Origin of the sequence: Streptomyces tuirus, assembly GCF_014701095.1 — a bacterium.
GTDB lineage: Bacteria > Actinomycetota > Actinomycetes > Streptomycetales > Streptomycetaceae > Streptomyces > Streptomyces tuirus.
On sequence record NZ_AP023439.1, the window covers coordinates 6,900,705 to 6,915,325 of the forward strand.

General features: G+C 71.4%; 16 protein-coding genes. 10 read left to right on the forward strand and 6 right to left on the reverse strand.

Annotated features, from left to right (window positions below):
• Window positions 1-43 precede the first annotated feature (43 nt).
• The 4 genes from IGS69_RS31315 to IGS69_RS31330 all read right to left on the reverse strand — a co-directional run bounded on the left by IGS69_RS31315 (window position 44) and on the right by IGS69_RS31330 (window position 4,399).
• Window positions 44-1,159, reverse strand: a complete 1,116-nt coding sequence (locus IGS69_RS31315) for an acyltransferase family protein (protein WP_190903823.1) — start codon at window positions 1,157-1,159, stop codon at window positions 44-46.
• Between the two features lie 225 nt (window positions 1,160-1,384).
• Window positions 1,385-2,878, reverse strand: a complete 1,494-nt coding sequence (locus IGS69_RS31320; protein WP_190903824.1) for a tripartite tricarboxylate transporter permease — start codon at window positions 2,876-2,878, stop codon at window positions 1,385-1,387.
• Between the two features lies 1 nt (window position 2,879).
• The gene (locus IGS69_RS31325) at window positions 2,880-3,419 is read right to left on the reverse strand and encodes a tripartite tricarboxylate transporter TctB family protein (RefSeq protein WP_190903825.1); all 540 of its coding nucleotides are present in this window, start codon (window positions 3,417-3,419) and stop codon (window positions 2,880-2,882) included.
• Window positions 3,416-4,399 (reverse strand): Bug family tripartite tricarboxylate transporter substrate binding protein, encoded by a 984-nt coding sequence (locus IGS69_RS31330; RefSeq protein ID WP_190904719.1) that lies wholly within the window; start codon window positions 4,397-4,399, stop codon window positions 3,416-3,418. Before IGS69_RS31330 ends, IGS69_RS31325 begins: the two co-directional genes overlap by 4 nt.
• Window positions 4,400-4,668: 269 nt before the next feature.
• Here IGS69_RS31330 and IGS69_RS31335 point away from each other — a divergent pair, with 269 nt between their 5' ends.
• Together IGS69_RS31335 and IGS69_RS31340 are read left to right on the forward strand one after the other, a co-directional pair.
• Complete coding sequence (locus IGS69_RS31335) at window positions 4,669-4,839, forward strand: DUF5670 family protein (protein WP_031139394.1); 171 nt, start codon at window positions 4,669-4,671, stop codon at window positions 4,837-4,839.
• 89 nt (window positions 4,840-4,928) lie between these two features.
• The gene (locus IGS69_RS31340; protein ID WP_190903826.1) at window positions 4,929-5,420 is read left to right on the forward strand and encodes a hemerythrin domain-containing protein; all 492 of its coding nucleotides are present in this window, start codon (window positions 4,929-4,931) and stop codon (window positions 5,418-5,420) included.
• Window positions 5,421-5,513: 93 nt separating this feature from the next.
• On the opposite strand, the gene IGS69_RS31345 is transcribed toward IGS69_RS31340, so the two are convergent.
• Entirely contained in the window at window positions 5,514-6,401 is an 888-nt protein-coding gene (locus IGS69_RS31345; RefSeq protein WP_190903827.1) for a DUF4436 family protein, read from the reverse strand.
• Between the two features lie 294 nt (window positions 6,402-6,695).
• Here IGS69_RS31345 and IGS69_RS31350 point away from each other — a divergent pair, with 294 nt between their 5' ends.
• The 8 genes from IGS69_RS31350 to IGS69_RS31385 all read left to right on the forward strand — a co-directional run bounded on the left by IGS69_RS31350 (window position 6,696) and on the right by IGS69_RS31385 (window position 13,802).
• The gene (locus IGS69_RS31350) at window positions 6,696-7,820 is read left to right on the forward strand and encodes a Gfo/Idh/MocA family protein (RefSeq protein WP_190903828.1); all 1,125 of its coding nucleotides are present in this window, start codon (window positions 6,696-6,698) and stop codon (window positions 7,818-7,820) included.
• Window positions 7,817-8,740, forward strand: coding sequence for a DUF6807 domain-containing protein (locus tag IGS69_RS31355; protein WP_190903829.1), 924 nt, complete (start codon window positions 7,817-7,819; stop codon window positions 8,738-8,740). Before IGS69_RS31350 ends, IGS69_RS31355 begins: the two co-directional genes overlap by 4 nt.
• Entirely contained in the window at window positions 8,734-9,498 is a 765-nt protein-coding gene (locus IGS69_RS31360) for a cupin domain-containing protein (protein ID WP_190903830.1), read from the forward strand. Before IGS69_RS31355 ends, IGS69_RS31360 begins: the two co-directional genes overlap by 7 nt.
• 60 nt (window positions 9,499-9,558) lie before the next feature.
• On the forward strand, window positions 9,559-10,842 hold the full coding sequence (locus tag IGS69_RS31365) for an ABC transporter substrate-binding protein (protein WP_190903831.1): 1,284 nt from the start codon (window positions 9,559-9,561) through the stop codon (window positions 10,840-10,842).
• On the forward strand, window positions 10,839-11,777 hold the full coding sequence (locus IGS69_RS31370; RefSeq protein WP_190903832.1) for a carbohydrate ABC transporter permease: 939 nt from the start codon (window positions 10,839-10,841) through the stop codon (window positions 11,775-11,777). Before IGS69_RS31365 ends, IGS69_RS31370 begins: the two co-directional genes overlap by 4 nt.
• Window positions 11,774-12,634, forward strand: a complete 861-nt coding sequence (locus IGS69_RS31375) for a carbohydrate ABC transporter permease (RefSeq protein ID WP_190903833.1) — start codon at window positions 11,774-11,776, stop codon at window positions 12,632-12,634. Before IGS69_RS31370 ends, IGS69_RS31375 begins: the two co-directional genes overlap by 4 nt.
• Window positions 12,635-12,639: 5 nt before the next feature.
• Complete coding sequence (locus tag IGS69_RS31380) at window positions 12,640-13,239, forward strand: hypothetical protein (RefSeq protein WP_190903834.1); 600 nt, start codon at window positions 12,640-12,642, stop codon at window positions 13,237-13,239.
• 110 nt (window positions 13,240-13,349) lie between these two features.
• Window positions 13,350-13,802: a phospholipase gene (locus tag IGS69_RS31385; protein ID WP_190903835.1), complete on the forward strand. Its 453-nt coding sequence runs from the start codon at window positions 13,350-13,352 to the stop codon at window positions 13,800-13,802.
• A 64-nt stretch (window positions 13,803-13,866) separates the two neighbouring features.
• Here IGS69_RS31385 and IGS69_RS31390 read toward each other — a convergent pair whose 3' ends face one another.
• Complete coding sequence (locus IGS69_RS31390) at window positions 13,867-14,568, reverse strand: phosphatase PAP2 family protein (protein ID WP_232543687.1); 702 nt, start codon at window positions 14,566-14,568, stop codon at window positions 13,867-13,869.
• Between the last annotated feature and the right edge of the window lie 53 nt (window positions 14,569-14,621).

Consider the following 14,621-nt stretch of genomic DNA (forward strand, 5'->3'; position numbering starts at 1 on the left):
GTGCTGCTGATCCCGCTCGGTCAGGAGCCGTGAGACGGTCCGCTCACGCGCGTACGGCGCTGCGCTCCCGCGCCCGGTCGCGCGCGTCCCGGCGGAATGCCCACGCCATGTCGGGCTCCATCACCCAGCGGAACACCCGCCGCACGGGCGGGGTGCAGAGGACCGTCACGAGCGCCGCCGCGGCGACCGTCACGAGGATCTCGCCCGGGGGCCGGTGCACCCATGCCGGCTCGTACCAGCCCCAGAACTTGGAGCCCTGCGCGACGAAGCCGTGCAGCAGGTAGCCGTAGAGCGTGCCCGCGCCCAGCACGGTGAACCAGGTGCGGCGGCCGGGCACCCAGGCGAGGAAGCAGGCGACCAGGATCATCGAGCAGCCGAAGGTCACCAGCGTCATGACGGGCCCGTACCAGGAGGGCGCCTCGAGCTCCGCGGCGCTGTCGCGGTGGTAGAACCAGGCGCCGCTCATCCGCGGCACCGCCCAGTAGGCCACGGCCAGCGCACCGGCGAACACCGGCACGGCGAGGATCCGTGCCGAACGGCGCCGCACCAGGTGGAAGTGCTCGGGCCGCAGCAGCAGACCGAGGACGAAGTACGGCAGGAACTGCAGGGCGCGCTGCAGATCGAGGTCGTTGCCGATGGACGGCGAGAGCGTCGCCAGCATCGCGATGACGAGGGCGACGGGCAGCGGCCACCGCACGCGCTGCCAGATCGGCGTGGTCAGGCGCCAGACGAACAGGGCGATGAGGAACCAGGTCAGGTAGAGGGGGTCCAGCAGGCTCACCGGCCGGTCGGGCTCCTGGTCGGTCCAGCGCGTGAACAGCGTGTACGCCGTCTCGAACACGACGTACGGCACGGCGAGCCCCGTGACCAGCCGCCTGATCCGGCCCGGGCTCGCGTCGAAGGAGCGCGAGAAGTAGCCGGAGATCACGATGAACGCCGGCATGTGGAAGGCGTACACGACCATGTAGAGCGCGCCGGCCGCCCGGCTGCCGTCCCGCAGGGGCTCCCAGGAGTGCCCGATCGCCACCAGCACGATCGCCAGGTACTTGGCGTTGTCGAAGAACGCGTCCCGCCGGGCGGCCGGTTCCGGGGCGGGTGGCGCTTTGCGCTCCGCCTCGCCGGCCGCGACCGCGCGCATGCGCAGGGTGTCCTCGCTCATCACGCCTCCCGTACGGAGTGCGGGGAACCCAGGCGGGTGACAACGCGTCTTGCCGGAGATACGGCGAGGGGGAGCCGGTGCGACATCCCCGGCGCCTGACCACTGCGGGGCGGCGTAAACCGCTTTCCGCGTGACTGTAGCGCGGATCACATCAACGACGCCGATCACAGGCACGGCAGTGTCACACCCGCACGGCACCCGGGAACGGGTGCCGTGCGGACCGGGTCAGGCCGCGGCGCGGCTGCGCGTCACCGCCTTCCGCAGCAGCGGCCACACCAGCAGCAGCACGATCACCGCGTACACGGTCACCGCGAACGGCGTGTTGACCAGCCCCGTCACGCTGCCGTCGCTGATCTGCAGGGCGCGCCGCAACTGCTGCTCGGCGTTCGGCCCGAGGATCACACCGATCACGGCGGGCAGCACCGGCAGCCCGTAGCGGCGCATGCCGAAGCCGATCAGGCCGATGATCAGCAGGATCACCAGGTCGATCACCTCACCGCCGACCGCGTACGCACCGACCGCCGCGAAGAACATGATCCCGGCGTAGAGGTACGGCCGCGGGATGCGCAGCAGTTTCGCCCAGACGGGCGCCAGTGGCAGGTTCAGTGCGAGCAGCAGCACCATGCCGACGAACAGGGAGGCGATCAGGCCCCACACCAGGTCGGGTTCGCGCTCGAAGAGCAGCGGACCGGGCTGGATGCCGTACTGCTGGAAGGCGGCCAGCATCACGGCCGCGACCGCGGTGGTCGGCAGGCCCAGGGTCAGCATCGACACCAGCGTGCCCGCCGCCGAGGCCGACGCCGCCGACTCCGGGCCCGCCACGCCCTCGATGGCGCCCTTGCCCCACTCGTCCTTGTGCTTCGACAGGCGCTTCTCCGCCACGTACGACAGGAAGGTGGGTATCTCCGCGCCGCCGGCCGGGATCGCGCCGAACGGGAAACCGATGAACGGGCCGCGCAGCCACGACTTCCAGGTCCGGTTCACGTCGTCGCGGCCCAGCCACGGACGCCCCACCGGGATCGGCTCCGGCGGCCTGCGCCGCAGATGGGCCGCCACCCACAGGGCCTCGCCGATCGCGAAGAGCCCGACCGCGACGATCACCACGTCGATGCCGTCGGCGAGTTGGAGCGAGCCGAACGTCAGACGCTGCTGGCCGGTCATCTGGTCCAGGCCCACCAGCCCCAGGGTGAGGCCGATCAGCAGGGAGGCCAGGCCCCGGATGCGGGACGAGCCGAGCACCGAGGTCACCGCGATGAACGCCAGCACCATGATGGCGAAGTAGTCCGGCGCGCCGATGTCCACGGCCAGTTTCGCGACCGTCGGCGCGAGCGCCACCAGCAGCAGTGTGCCGATCAGGCCGCCCGCGAAGTGCCCGACGGCGGCCGCCGCGAGGGCCTGGGCGCCACGCCCCGACTTGGCCATGGGGTTGCCCTCCATGGCCGCCACCACGGCCGCGCTCTCGCCCGGGGTGTTGAGCAGGATGGAGGTGGTCGAGCCGCCGAACATCGCGCCGTAGTAGATGCCGGCGAACATGATGAACGCGCCGGTCGGGTCGAGCCCGTACGTCACCGGCAGCAGCAGCGCCACCGCCATCGCCGGGCCGATGCCCGGCAGCACCCCGATCGCCGTGCCGAGCAGCACACCGATCACGGCCCACAGGAGATTGACCGGCGTGAGGGCCGTACCGAAGCCGTCCAGAAGGGAGTTGAGGGCGTTCATGTCACAGCACTCCCATCAGCGGACCACCGGGCAGGGGCACTCCGAGCAGGTTGTTGAAGACGGTGTAGGTGACCAGGGACAGCCCGGCCGCGATGAGCGGATCGCGGTCGGTCCTGCGGCTGCCGAGCGCGAACGCGGCGCCCCAGAACAGCAGCGCGCCCGCGATGGGGAAGCCGAGCGGCTCGATCAGGACGGCGGCGCCGAGGAAGACCCCGGCGAGCAGCAGCACCGTGCGCCAGTCGGCGGGCTCGGACAGGTCGATGTCCTCACCGCCCTCGGCCTGGCCCCGGCCGCCGCGCAGCACGTCCACGGCGAGCAGCGCGGCGATGACCAGCAGGCCGGCGCCGACCACGACCGGCACGGTCCTCGGGCCGACCGGGCCGCGCTGGGCGATGTCGACGTCCATGGTGAGCGCGTCGGTCAGGACGAGGACGCCGAGTGCCAGCAGCAGGGCACAGACGCCGAGTTCGGAGTGCTCGCGCAGCCACGAGCGCTGTTCGCCGCCGGTCTCGGCAGGGGAAATGTCGGTCTGCGTCGTCACAGTCCCAGCTCCTTCAGCACCGAAACCACGCGCTTGTCCTCGGCGTCGAGGAACGCGCCGAACTCCTCACCGGTGAGGAAGGCGTCGTCCCAGCCGTTCTGCCGCAGGGACGTGCGCCACTCCTGCGAGTCGTGGAGCTCCTCGATCAGCTTCACGAGCTTGTCGCGCTCCCCGTCGTTCAGTCCGGGCGGGGCGACGATGCCGCGCCAGTTGGTGAAGTTCACGTCGTAGCCCGCCTCCTTCAGCGTGGGCGCGTCGAGGCCCTGGACGCGTTCCGGGCCGGTGACCGCGAGGAGGCGCAGCTCGCCCGCCTTGATCTGGTCCAGGTACTCGCCGACCCCGGAGACCCCGAAGGCGACCTTGTTGCCGAGGATCGAGGCGAGCAGCTCGCCGCCGCCGTCGAAGGGGATGTAGTTGACCTGCTTCGGGGGGATCCCGGCGGCCCGGGCCATCAGCATGGGCGCGAGGTGGTCGGGCCCGCCGGGCGAAGAGCCGCCGCCCACGGGGAGCTTGCCCGGGTTCTCCTTCCAGGCGCCGATCAGGTCGTCGATCGTCTTGTACGGCGAGTCCTTCGCCACGACCACCACGTCCTGCTCCTCGGTGAGCCGGGCGATCGGCGTGGTGTCCCCGAGCGTCTTCGGCGCGTCGTTGGAGCGGACGGCGCCCACGACCCCGAGGCCCATGGACATGGCGAGCTTGCCGTTGCCGTGCTCGCTCACCAGCCGGCTCAAGCCCACCGTGCCGCCGGCGCCGGGCAGGTTGAACACCTCGATGCTGTGGGTGAGTCCGGCGTCCTCGGCGTTCTTCGCGGCCGTGCGGGCCGTGATGTCGTAGCCGCCGCCCGGCGTGTTGGGGACCATGAAACGCAGGCCCGGGATCTGTGTGCCGGTCTCGGAGCCGCTGCCGGTGGTCAGCAGCGGTGGTCCGACGAGTACGAGCACGGCGGCCCCGAGCAGGGCGAGGGGGGTGCGCAGGCGCACGAGTGCCACCACCTGTCGGTACGTCGATGCGGGTAGGTAAAGGCCCTGTGGGGGAGGGTGACGCGGGCCACATCGTGCCCGGGCTCCGCCGCCCTGTCTGCCTTGCGGAACCAACGGTGGTTTTGGTCTTTGCGGTCACCGGGGCGACCGGGTCCGTCCCCGCCCGGTCAAAGCGATTCACGTTCCCGTGAAACTCGTGAAGAAACACGGAAATTCGACTGTGTGTTCGTCGATGCGCGGGGCATCAGGACGAGCGGAGGTTGATAACTATGGTTCCCCTGCTTCTCGTCCTGCTGCTGGCCCTGGTCCTGTTCGGCGCGGGTTTCGCGCTCAAGGCACTGTGGTGGATCGCGGTGATCGTGCTGGTGCTGTGGCTGCTGGGCTTCGTGCTGCGCAGCGCGGACAGCGGCGGCCGTAGGGGCCGCTGGTATCGCTGGTAGACCGGCAGAGACCCTGCGGCGAGCAAAACATCAGGAATGGGGTAAACGAAAGTGACCCGATTCTCTCCAGGGAAAGGCGTTCCATTTCCATGGCCGACACGAAAGACGTCGTAGAACTCATTCTTCAGGACCACCGGCGCATGGAAGACCTCTTCCGCCGCATGCGGAGCGTCGAGGACGACCGGGCGGGTGCGCTGCGGGAGTTCGCCGACCTGCTGATCGCGCATGCGCAGGCCGAGGAGGCCGAGGTCTATCCGGCGCTCAAGCGGTACAAGAACATCGATGACGAAGAGGTCGAGCACGGCGAGCACGAGCACGACGAGGGCAACGAGGCCCTCCTGGAGCTCCTCGAGGTCGAGGAGGTCGGCTCCGACGAGTGGGACTCGAAGCTCGAGGAGCTGGTGGAGGCCGTCACCCACCACGCCGACGAAGAGGAGCGCACCATCCTCAACGGCGCTCGCGAGAACGTGGCGATGGAGCGCCGGGAGGAGCTCGGCCTGGCGTTCCTGAGGGAGCGCGAGCGGCAGCTGAAGGCCGGGTGCGGTTCCGTGGAGAACGTACGCAAGATCGTCGAGTCCTGACCCGACCGGGCCGGCCCTGGTGGTCACCGTCCATGTGCGGTGACCACCAGGGCCGGCCGTTTGCCGTCGGGGGCGGGGATCCTGCGACGGTCCTCAGGCGGGTTGCGCGTCGGCCGCGCGCAGGGCGGTCCGGATGCCGAAGGTGACCACGACGATCAGGCACACGGCGATGACGGCCTCGGCCCAGAAGAAGGCGAACCAGTCCATCACGCAGCCGATCGGGGGCGTGCCGGGTGCGGTGTTGCGGAACGCCGCGAGAGCGAACAGCGTGGCGGCCATCCAGGCGAGGGCGGGCCACACCAGGCCCTGCCGGCGGGTCGTCAGGTACCAGGCCCCGAGGAGCACGGACGACGCCAGCGCCCACATCGCGATCATCATGAAGACCGCGAAGGTGAGCAGGCTGCCCGACCGGGACAGCTTCAGCGCCACGACGGCCTCCTGCCCGGAGGGCGGGGGCGTCACCGAGACGGAGAAGAGCGTGTCGGCGTTGGAGAACAGCATCCGCACCGGCACCGGCTCGCCGCCCTGCACGGCCCAGAACCCGATGTCGGTGTCGTAGGTGTCGAAGGGGTAGTCGCTGATCGATCCCCCCGTGATCGCGACCCGTACGTCCTGGGGCGCGATCCGCTCGTGTGCCTCGAACGCCAGGTCGCCGAGGGTCGCCCCGGACGTCTGGAGGCCGAGGTCGGCCGCCGGGGCGGTGCCCTGCTCCTCCCCGAGCGCCCCGCGCGGGCTGACCCTGACGCGCAGGACGAGCTCACCGGCCGCGGCGTCGACGCTCTGGACGGTGGCCTCGACGTCCACCCGGTCGGCGGCCCCGGACCCGACCGTGTGCACCGTGTCCTTCGTCTGCCGCTCGGTGAACTGCAGCCACGACCCCACGGACACCGCCACCAGGATCAGGACCGCGAGGGGAATCAGCACCAGCAGGACGGGCGGCCCGGAGCGGCGTGGGCGGGGTGGGTGCGGGGGCGGGGCCATGGCGCTCCGATGAGGTGGCAGGGCGACGGGCTCGTCCCGCCGGGCGGGGAGTCACCCTCCGATCACAGGAAGACACTGTAAGTGCTGCGTGTGGCGACTTCACGGAAGGCCGGGGAATGCCGTTTCCATGGCGGGCACAACAACCCGGATCTCTGCCCCAAGCTGGGACAATGCCCGCGCAGACCTTGTGCAGGTCGCTGCAAGGGGGTTGTCCAGACATTCCCTCGCGCCTAGGGTCCCTTCCGAGTGCAAGCGCTTTCCGAGCGCGTGTCCGCCGGTCGTCCGAGGAGCGCCATGTCCGTGACCCCAGGGTCTCCCGCCCGCCGCCGCGTGGCCGTCGTCGGTACCGGCGCCATCGTCAGCGGCAGCCATCTGCCCGCGCTGCGGGCCCACTCCGACCGGGTGGAACTGGTGGCCGCCGTCGACGTGGACCAGGAGCGCCTCGGCGCATTCCGTGAGCTGGCCGGTGCGCAGGTCGCCGGGTTCACCTCGGTGGACGCGATGCTGGACGCCGTACGGCCCGATCTGGTCCTGATCGGCACGCCGCCCTCCCTGCACCGGGACCAGACGGTGGCCGCGCTCAAGGCGGGCGCCTGGGTGCTGTGCGAGAAGCCGCTGACCCTGTCGCTCGCCGAGTACGACGAGATCGCCGCCGCCGAGGAGGCCTCCGGCGCCTACGCGGCGGTCGTCTTCCAGCACCGCTACGGATCCGGCGCCGTGCACGCCCGCGAGCTGATCACGAGCGGCGAGTTGGGCGCCCCGCTGGTCGCGCACTGCCAGACCACCTGGCACCGGGACGCCGCGTACTACGCGGTGCCGTGGCGCGGGAAGTGGGCGAGCGAGGGCGGCGGCCCCACCATGGGCCACGGCATCCACCAGTACGACCTGATGCTGCACCTGCTCGGTGAGTGGGAGGAGATCCAGGCGATGGCCGCGCGTCTGGTCCACGACACCGAGAGCGAGGACGTCTCCACCGCCCTGGTGCGGTTCAGGAGCGGCGCCCTCGCCACCGTCGTCAACAGCGTGCTCTCCCCGGACGAGGTGAGCCGCATCCGTGTCGACTGCGCGGACGCCACGGTCGAGCTCACCCACCTGTACGGCCACGGCAACGACAGCTGGGCCTACACCCCGGCCCCGCACGTCGCCTCCGAGCGCGCCACCGCCTGGCGCACCCCCGCGGCCGACGTGCCCAGCTCGCACACCGCACAGCTGGGCGCGCTCCTCGACGCCTACGACACCGGCACCCGCCCCCCGGGCAGCGGCCACGACGCCCGCGCCACCCTGGAGTTCGCCGCCGCCCTGTACAAGGCGGCGTTCACCGGCCGCTCGGTGCGCGCGGGGGAGATCGGCCCCGGCGACCCCTTCTACGAGGCCATGCACGGCGAGTACCCCGACTGGGCCCCCAAGGAGCGCGCATGACCATCCGCGTCACCCACACGCACGGCGAGGACATCGCCGTCACCGCAGGCGGCACGGAGATACTCCGCTACGTCTACCGCCCCGACCCGGACCCCTTCGAGTCCCGCAAGCCCTACGCCCACCCCGTGCGCACCCTCTCGGGCCGCACGGTCACCGGCTACCGCCCGAACGACCACCGCTGGCACAAGGGCCTGCAGATGACGGCGAGCCATCTGTCCGGCCAGAACTTCTGGGGCGGCAACTGTTACGTCCACGGCCAGGGCTACCTCCCCCTGCCCGAGCGCGTCGGCTCGATGCGGCACGACGGCTTCGCCGACTTCACCGTGGAGGACGACCGCCTCGCCTTCACCGAGCATCTCACCTGGATCGAGAACGGTGGCGAGGAGTGGGCGCGCGAGGTGCGCGGCCTGATGGTCCACTCGGTGGACGAGGAGGCCGGTTCCTGGGCCCTGGACTGGTCGATCCGCCTCACCAACGCCCGCTCCGCCCCCCTGGCCTTCGGCTCACCGACCACCGCCGGCCGCGACATGGCCGGCTACACCGGACTCCAGTGGCGCGGCCCGCGCGACTTCACCGGCGGCACGGTCTTCGCCCCGGACACCGACGCCGACGCGGGCAAGCTGATGGGCACCCAGGGCCCCTGGCTCGCCTTCACCACCGAGCACGACGACGTCGACGGCCACTCCACCCTGGTCTTCGCGCACGCGCCCGAGAACCTCGACGGGACGTCCCCGATCCACGAGTCGCACTGGTTCGTCCGCTCCGAGCCCTTCCCGACGGTCGCGTTCTCCTGGGCGTTCTTCGAGGAGTTCGAGCTGCCGCCGGGGGAGTCCTTCGGGTACCGGTACCGCGTCGTCGTCGCCGACGGCGCCTGGGACCGCGACCGGGTCGGCACCCACCTGGAGGGCCTGCCGTGGTGAGCGAGCCGAAACCGGCGGGCCTTGTGCATCCGCTGCCCGGCGCGATCGGCCTGTCCCACCTCAGCGCCTACGACTGGGAGGCCGCCGACGGTGTCTGCGGCGGCAGCCCGCACCTGCACCTGGTGTGCACGGAGGCCTACGTCGTCACCGGAGGCCGGGGCGCGGTCCAGACGCTGAGCCCCGACGGCTACCGGGACATCCCCCTGGAAGCCGGCTCGATCGCCTGGTTCACGCCGGGCACCGTGCATCGCATGGTGCAGGGCGGCGATCTGCGCATCACCGTGCTGATGCAGAACAGCGGCCTGCCCGAGGCCGGGGACGCCGTGTTCACCTTCCCGCCCGAGGTGCTCGCCGACCCCGACCGGTACGCCGCCGCAGCTGCCCTGCCACCCGGCACCGGACCGGAGACCGCCGCGGCCGCCCGGCGCCGCAGGGACCTCGCCGTCGAGGGCTACCTCGGGCTGCGCGAGGCCCTGGTGGCCGGAGACAGCGGCCCGTACCTGGAGTTCCAGAGCGCCGCCGCCCGGATCGTCCGCGGCAAGGTTCCCATCTGGCGGAAGCTGTGGCGCGAGGGCGCCCTGGCCACCGCGGAGCGCACCGGTGCCCAGCTCGACGCCCTGGCCGCCGGTGACCCCGGCTACCTCGGTGCGGCCACCGCCCACGAGGCCGCGCCCACCCGGCTCGGCGGCTTCGGCATGTGCGGCCGGCGCGACGAGTACGCGCTGCCGGGCACCACGCTGCCGTACCAGGAGGAGTAGCGGCGGCACGGGGGGACCGGGGGGTCCCAGTCAATCTCCGAGGAGAGGAGTGACCTCGGCATGCCCGGACACAGGACAAAGGGGTTCTGCGCGTCGGCCGCCGCACTGGCACTGTGCGCCGTGCTGGCGGGCTGCGGAGGATCCGGGGAGTCCGCCGGAGGCGGCAAGGTCGTGCTGCGCTACACGTGGTGGGGCAACCCCGACCGCGCGGAACGCACCGAGCGGGCCGTCGCGCTGTTCGAGAAACAGCACCCGAACGTCGACGTGACGACGTCGTTCTCCGGCTACGACGCCTACAAGCAGAAGCTCGCCACCCAGGCCGCCGGCGGCGACGCCCCGGACGTGATGCAGCTGGACTACCGCCAGATCGACCAGTACGCCTCCGGCGGCGTCCTGCTGGACCTGGCGGAACAGAAGCCGGTCCTGCGCACCGGCGAGATCGACCCGGGCCTGCTCGCCACCGGCCGCGTCGACGACGTGCAGTACGCGATCCCGCAGGGCCGCGGCACCGAGACCGTCGCCTACGACGTCCAGGCCTGGAAGAAGTCGGGCGTCCCCCTGCCCGGCAAGAGCTGGACCTGGAGCCGGTGGGCCGACACCATGCGGGCCCTCGCGAAGAAGACCGGCAAGCCCGGGGCGACCGACCCCGGCCAGAGCGAGGACGCCTTCGAGGTCTGGCTGCGCGGCCAGGGCAAGGCCCTCTACACGAAGGACGGCGGACTCGGCTTCACCGCCGGCGACCTCACCCGCTGGTGGACCTTCACCGACACGCTGCGCCGGGAGGGCGCCGTCTCGCCTGCCGAGCAGACCACCCAGCTCGACGGCTCAGTCGAGAACACCCCGCTGGGGCGCGGCACGGCCGTCACCGACGCCAACTGGGACGCCCCGGCCAGCGGCTTCATCGCGCTCGTCCCGACCGGCGTCGCGCTCGCCCCGATGCCGTCCGGCGAGGACGGCACGCCCGGCCAGTACTTCAAGCCCTCCATGTTCCTGGGCGTCTCGGCCGACACCGGCCACCCCAAGGAGGCGGCCCAGCTCGTCGACTTCGTGATCAACGACCGGGAGGCCGCGACGATCCTCGGCGCGAGCCGCGGCATCCCCGTCAACGAGACGATCCGTGCCGGGATCGGGCCGCAGCTCAAGGACTTCGACAAGACCATCGCGGACTTCCAGGCGTCCCTGGAGGGCACACTCAAGGACCCGCCCCAGGCACCGCCCTCGGGCGACAACGCCCTGCAGAGCACCTTCCAGCGCGACTACGACCAGGTGTCCTACGCGCGCATGTCGCCCCGCGAAGCGGCCGAGAACTACGTCACCGAGGCGAAGGCGGAGCTGAGGTCATGACCACCACCGCGATCCCCCCGGAGGCGAGGCGCGCCCCCGCCGCGGCCCCGAAGCGCCGCCCCAGGCGCGAACGCGAGGGCGCCGCCTGGGTGTTCCTCTCACCCTGGGTGCTCGGCGCGATCGTCCTGACACTGCTGCCGATGGCCGTGTCGCTGTACCTGTCGTTCACCGACTACGACCTGTTCAACCCGCCGAAGTGGGTGGGCGTGCGCAACTACGCGCAGATGTTCACCGAGGACCCGCGCTATTGGCGCTCGGTCGTGACGACGCTGACGTACGTCGTCATCGCCGTACCCCTCCAGTTGGCGCTGGCCCTCGTCGTCGCTCTCGCCCTGAAGGGCATGAAGCGCGGCAAGGGCTTCTACCGCTCCGCGTTCTACGCGCCCTCCCTGCTCGGCGCGTCGATGTCCATCGCGCTCGTCTGGCGGGCGGTCTTCAACGACGGCGGCACGGTCGACAACCTGCTCGGCACCGGCGGCTGGGTCAACAAGCCCGGCTGGGCGCTGCTCGCCGTCGCCCTGCTGACGGTGTGGCAGTTCGGCGCCCCGATGGTCATCTTCCTCGCCGGGCTCCAGCAGATACCCGCCGAGCTCTACGAGGCGGCAGCCGTCGACGGGGCCGGGAAAGGACGCCAGTTCCTGTCCGTCACCGTGCCCATGCTCTCCCCGGTGCTGTTCTTCAACCTGGTCCTCCAGACCATCCAGGCCTTCCAGGTGTTCACCCCCGCCTTCGCGGTCAGCGCGGGCAAGGGCGGACCGGCCGACTCGACCCTCGTCTACACGATGTACCTCTACGACCGCGGCTTCGTCGCCTCCCACATGGGCTACGCCTCCGCCATGGCCTGGGTGCTGCTCCTCGTGATCGGCGTCGTCACCGCGGTGCTGTTCCGCACCTCGCGCTCCTGGGTCTTCTACGCCTCCGAGGGGGACCGGTGACCTCTACGACTGTTGCGCACAAGCCCGTTCGGTGGGGACGCGTCGCCCTGCACGTCGGCTGCCTGCTCGCCCTGCTGGTCATGCTGTACCCCCTGGCCTGGCTGCTGGCCACCTCGCTCAAACCCGCCGACGAGGTCATCGCCAGCCTCGACCTGCTGCCCAGCCACCTGGAATGGGCCAACTACAAGACCGCCCTGGACGGCGTCAACGACGTCTCCATCTGGCGGCTGCTCGGCAACTCCCTGCTGATCGCGGGGGGCGCGGTCCTCGGCAACGTCATCAGCTGCTCACTCGCCGCCTACGCCTTCGCCCGCCTGAGGTTTCGTTTCCGTGGGCCGCTGTTCGCCTTCATGATCGCCACGATCATGCTGCCGCACCACGCGGTGCTGATCCCGCAGTACATCATCTTCAACCAGCTCGGCCTGGTGAACACCTACTGGCCGCTGATCCTGCCGAAGTTCCTCGCCACCGAGGCGTTCTTCGTCTTCCTTGTCGTGCAGTTCATGCGAGGCCTGCCGCGCGAACTGGAGGAGGCGGCCCGGATCGACGGCTGCGGGCCGTTCCGCAGCTTCTTCCAGGTCGTCCTGCCGCTCACCCGGCCGGCCCTGATCACCACCGCCATCTTCACCTTCATCTGGACCTGGAACGACTTCTTCACCCAGCTCATCTACCTCTTCGACCCGGACAAGTTCACCCTCACGCTCGCGCTGCGCTCCTTCGTGGACGCCTCCAGCACCTCCGCGTTCGGCCCGATGTTCGCCCTGTCGGTGATCGCGCTGCTGCCGATCGTGCTGTTCTTCCTGGCCTTCCAGCGGTTCCTGGTGGAGGGCATGGCCAGCTCCGGAGTAAAGGGGTGAGCGGGATGCCGGCACGCGAGACGGGCGAGGTGTTCGGCCCGCGCATGACCCTCTTCGCGGACGTGCTGAGCGTCGGATTCGCCACGACGGCGGCCTGCCTGCCCCTGGTCACGATCCCGGCCGCGGTGTCGACGGCGTGCGCCGTGCTGCGGGGAGCGGGACTGGATCAGCCCGTCACGGCGGGGCGGTACTTCGCCCTGCTGCGGCGGCGGTTGCGGGCGGGTGACCTGGTGGCGGGAGCCGTGTCCCTGGCGGGTCTTCTGCTGCTGGCCGCCGACTTGGCGCTGGCCCGGGCCGGGTTGCCGGGGGCGCCGCTGTTCGCGGTCGCGGCCGCGGTGATCGGCGGGTGCGCGGCGCTGGTCGGGCTGCGGGCCTGCGGGCGCCCCGAGTCGCTCACGGACTGGCGGGCAGCGGTGCGCGGGGCCGGCCGGGACGCCGTGGCGGACGTGGGGGGCAGCGGTCTGGTCCTGCTCGCCGTGGCGACGGCCGCGCTGTGCGCCTGGATGCTGCTGCCGCTGGCCTTCCTCGCGCCCGGGCCACTGGCCCTGGCGCTCACCGCCGTCGACGTGCGCAGGTCCGCTGCCGTTCTCCCCCGACAGCCGTAAATTCTGCGGCTGTTGGGGCACAACAGGTGTGAAAACTGGGGAGAGATGGTCATCATCTTGTCATGAACCTGCGGCCCGATGGGCGGGCCGCAGCCTCATGGAGGTGTGGGATGCACCGCAGATTCGCAACCGGTCTTGCAGCCTCGACTCTGACCCTCGTCACCGTGGTCGGCGCTGCAACGAGCGCGAGCGCCGCTCCTGCCGACAAGCCCCAGGTGCTCGCGAACTGGACGCAGACCAGCGCGTCCAGCTACAGCACCTGGGCCGCAGCCCGGGCCAACCAGGCCACGTGGGCCGCGTACGGCTTCGACTGGTCGACCGACTACTGCTCCTCCTCGCCGGACAACCCGTTCGGCTTCCCCTTCTCGATGTCCTGCGCCCGTCACGACTTCGGCTACCGCAACTACAAGGCGGCCGGCACCTTCAGCGCCAACAAGTCCCGGCTCGACAGCGCCTTCTACGAGGACCTCAAGAGGGTCTGTGCGGCCTACAGCGGCGGCACGAAGACCTCCTGCGACAGCACGGCCTGGACGTACTACCAGGCCGTGCGGGCCTTCGGCTGACGGTTCGTCACCACGAGGGCGCCGGGCGGCGGGGTGTGCTCCCGGCGCCCGGCCGACCCGCGGCTCACCGGCGCAGGGCGCCGACGATGCTGGTCCGCCGACATGAACGGGCAGCGGTGAGCAGAGCCTGCGTCCGCGCCGAGGGTGTGGCCGCCACTGCCGCCAGGGCCGCTGCCGCGCTCGCGATGCCGAGGACCGCGCCCGCCGCCACGTCGCCCGGGTAGTGCACGCCGGTGTGGACGCGCGAGTAGCCGACGGCGCCGGCCAGCGCCCCGAGCGGGACCGCCGCCGGGGGCAGGACCACGCCGACCGCGGTGGCGAACGCGACCGCCGACGCCGTGTGCCCGGACGGGAACGACGCCGAGGTCGGCATCTTGACGTGCCGGTCCACCGTCACCCGGGCGGCCTCCCGGTCGGGTCGCGCCCGGCGCACCAGCCGCTTGCCGAGGAGGTTGGCGGAGGCCGATGCCACGGCGATGGCGCCGACCCCCGCGAGAGCGGCCTTGCGCGGCCGCTTGCCGGCCAGGGCCAGGGCGGCGGCGATGGCGAAGGAGATCTTGGAGTGGTCGGCCGCGTGCGACAGGTGGCGCAGCGTCCGGTCCAGGGTCGGCGTGGGGGTGGCGGCCACCGCCGCGTAGAGGGCGCCGTCCACGGCCCGGAGATCGCCGAGCACGGCGTTCAGGAGCCGGCGGGGTCCGCCCGCGGAGTCCCGGGTGGTCTGGAGCGGACGGGGGGCGTCCGCGTGCGTGGTCCTCGGATCGGTCATGTGCTTCTCCCCGCAGTGGCCTTCCCCAGCAAGGTACCGGCTCACGCCCGGCG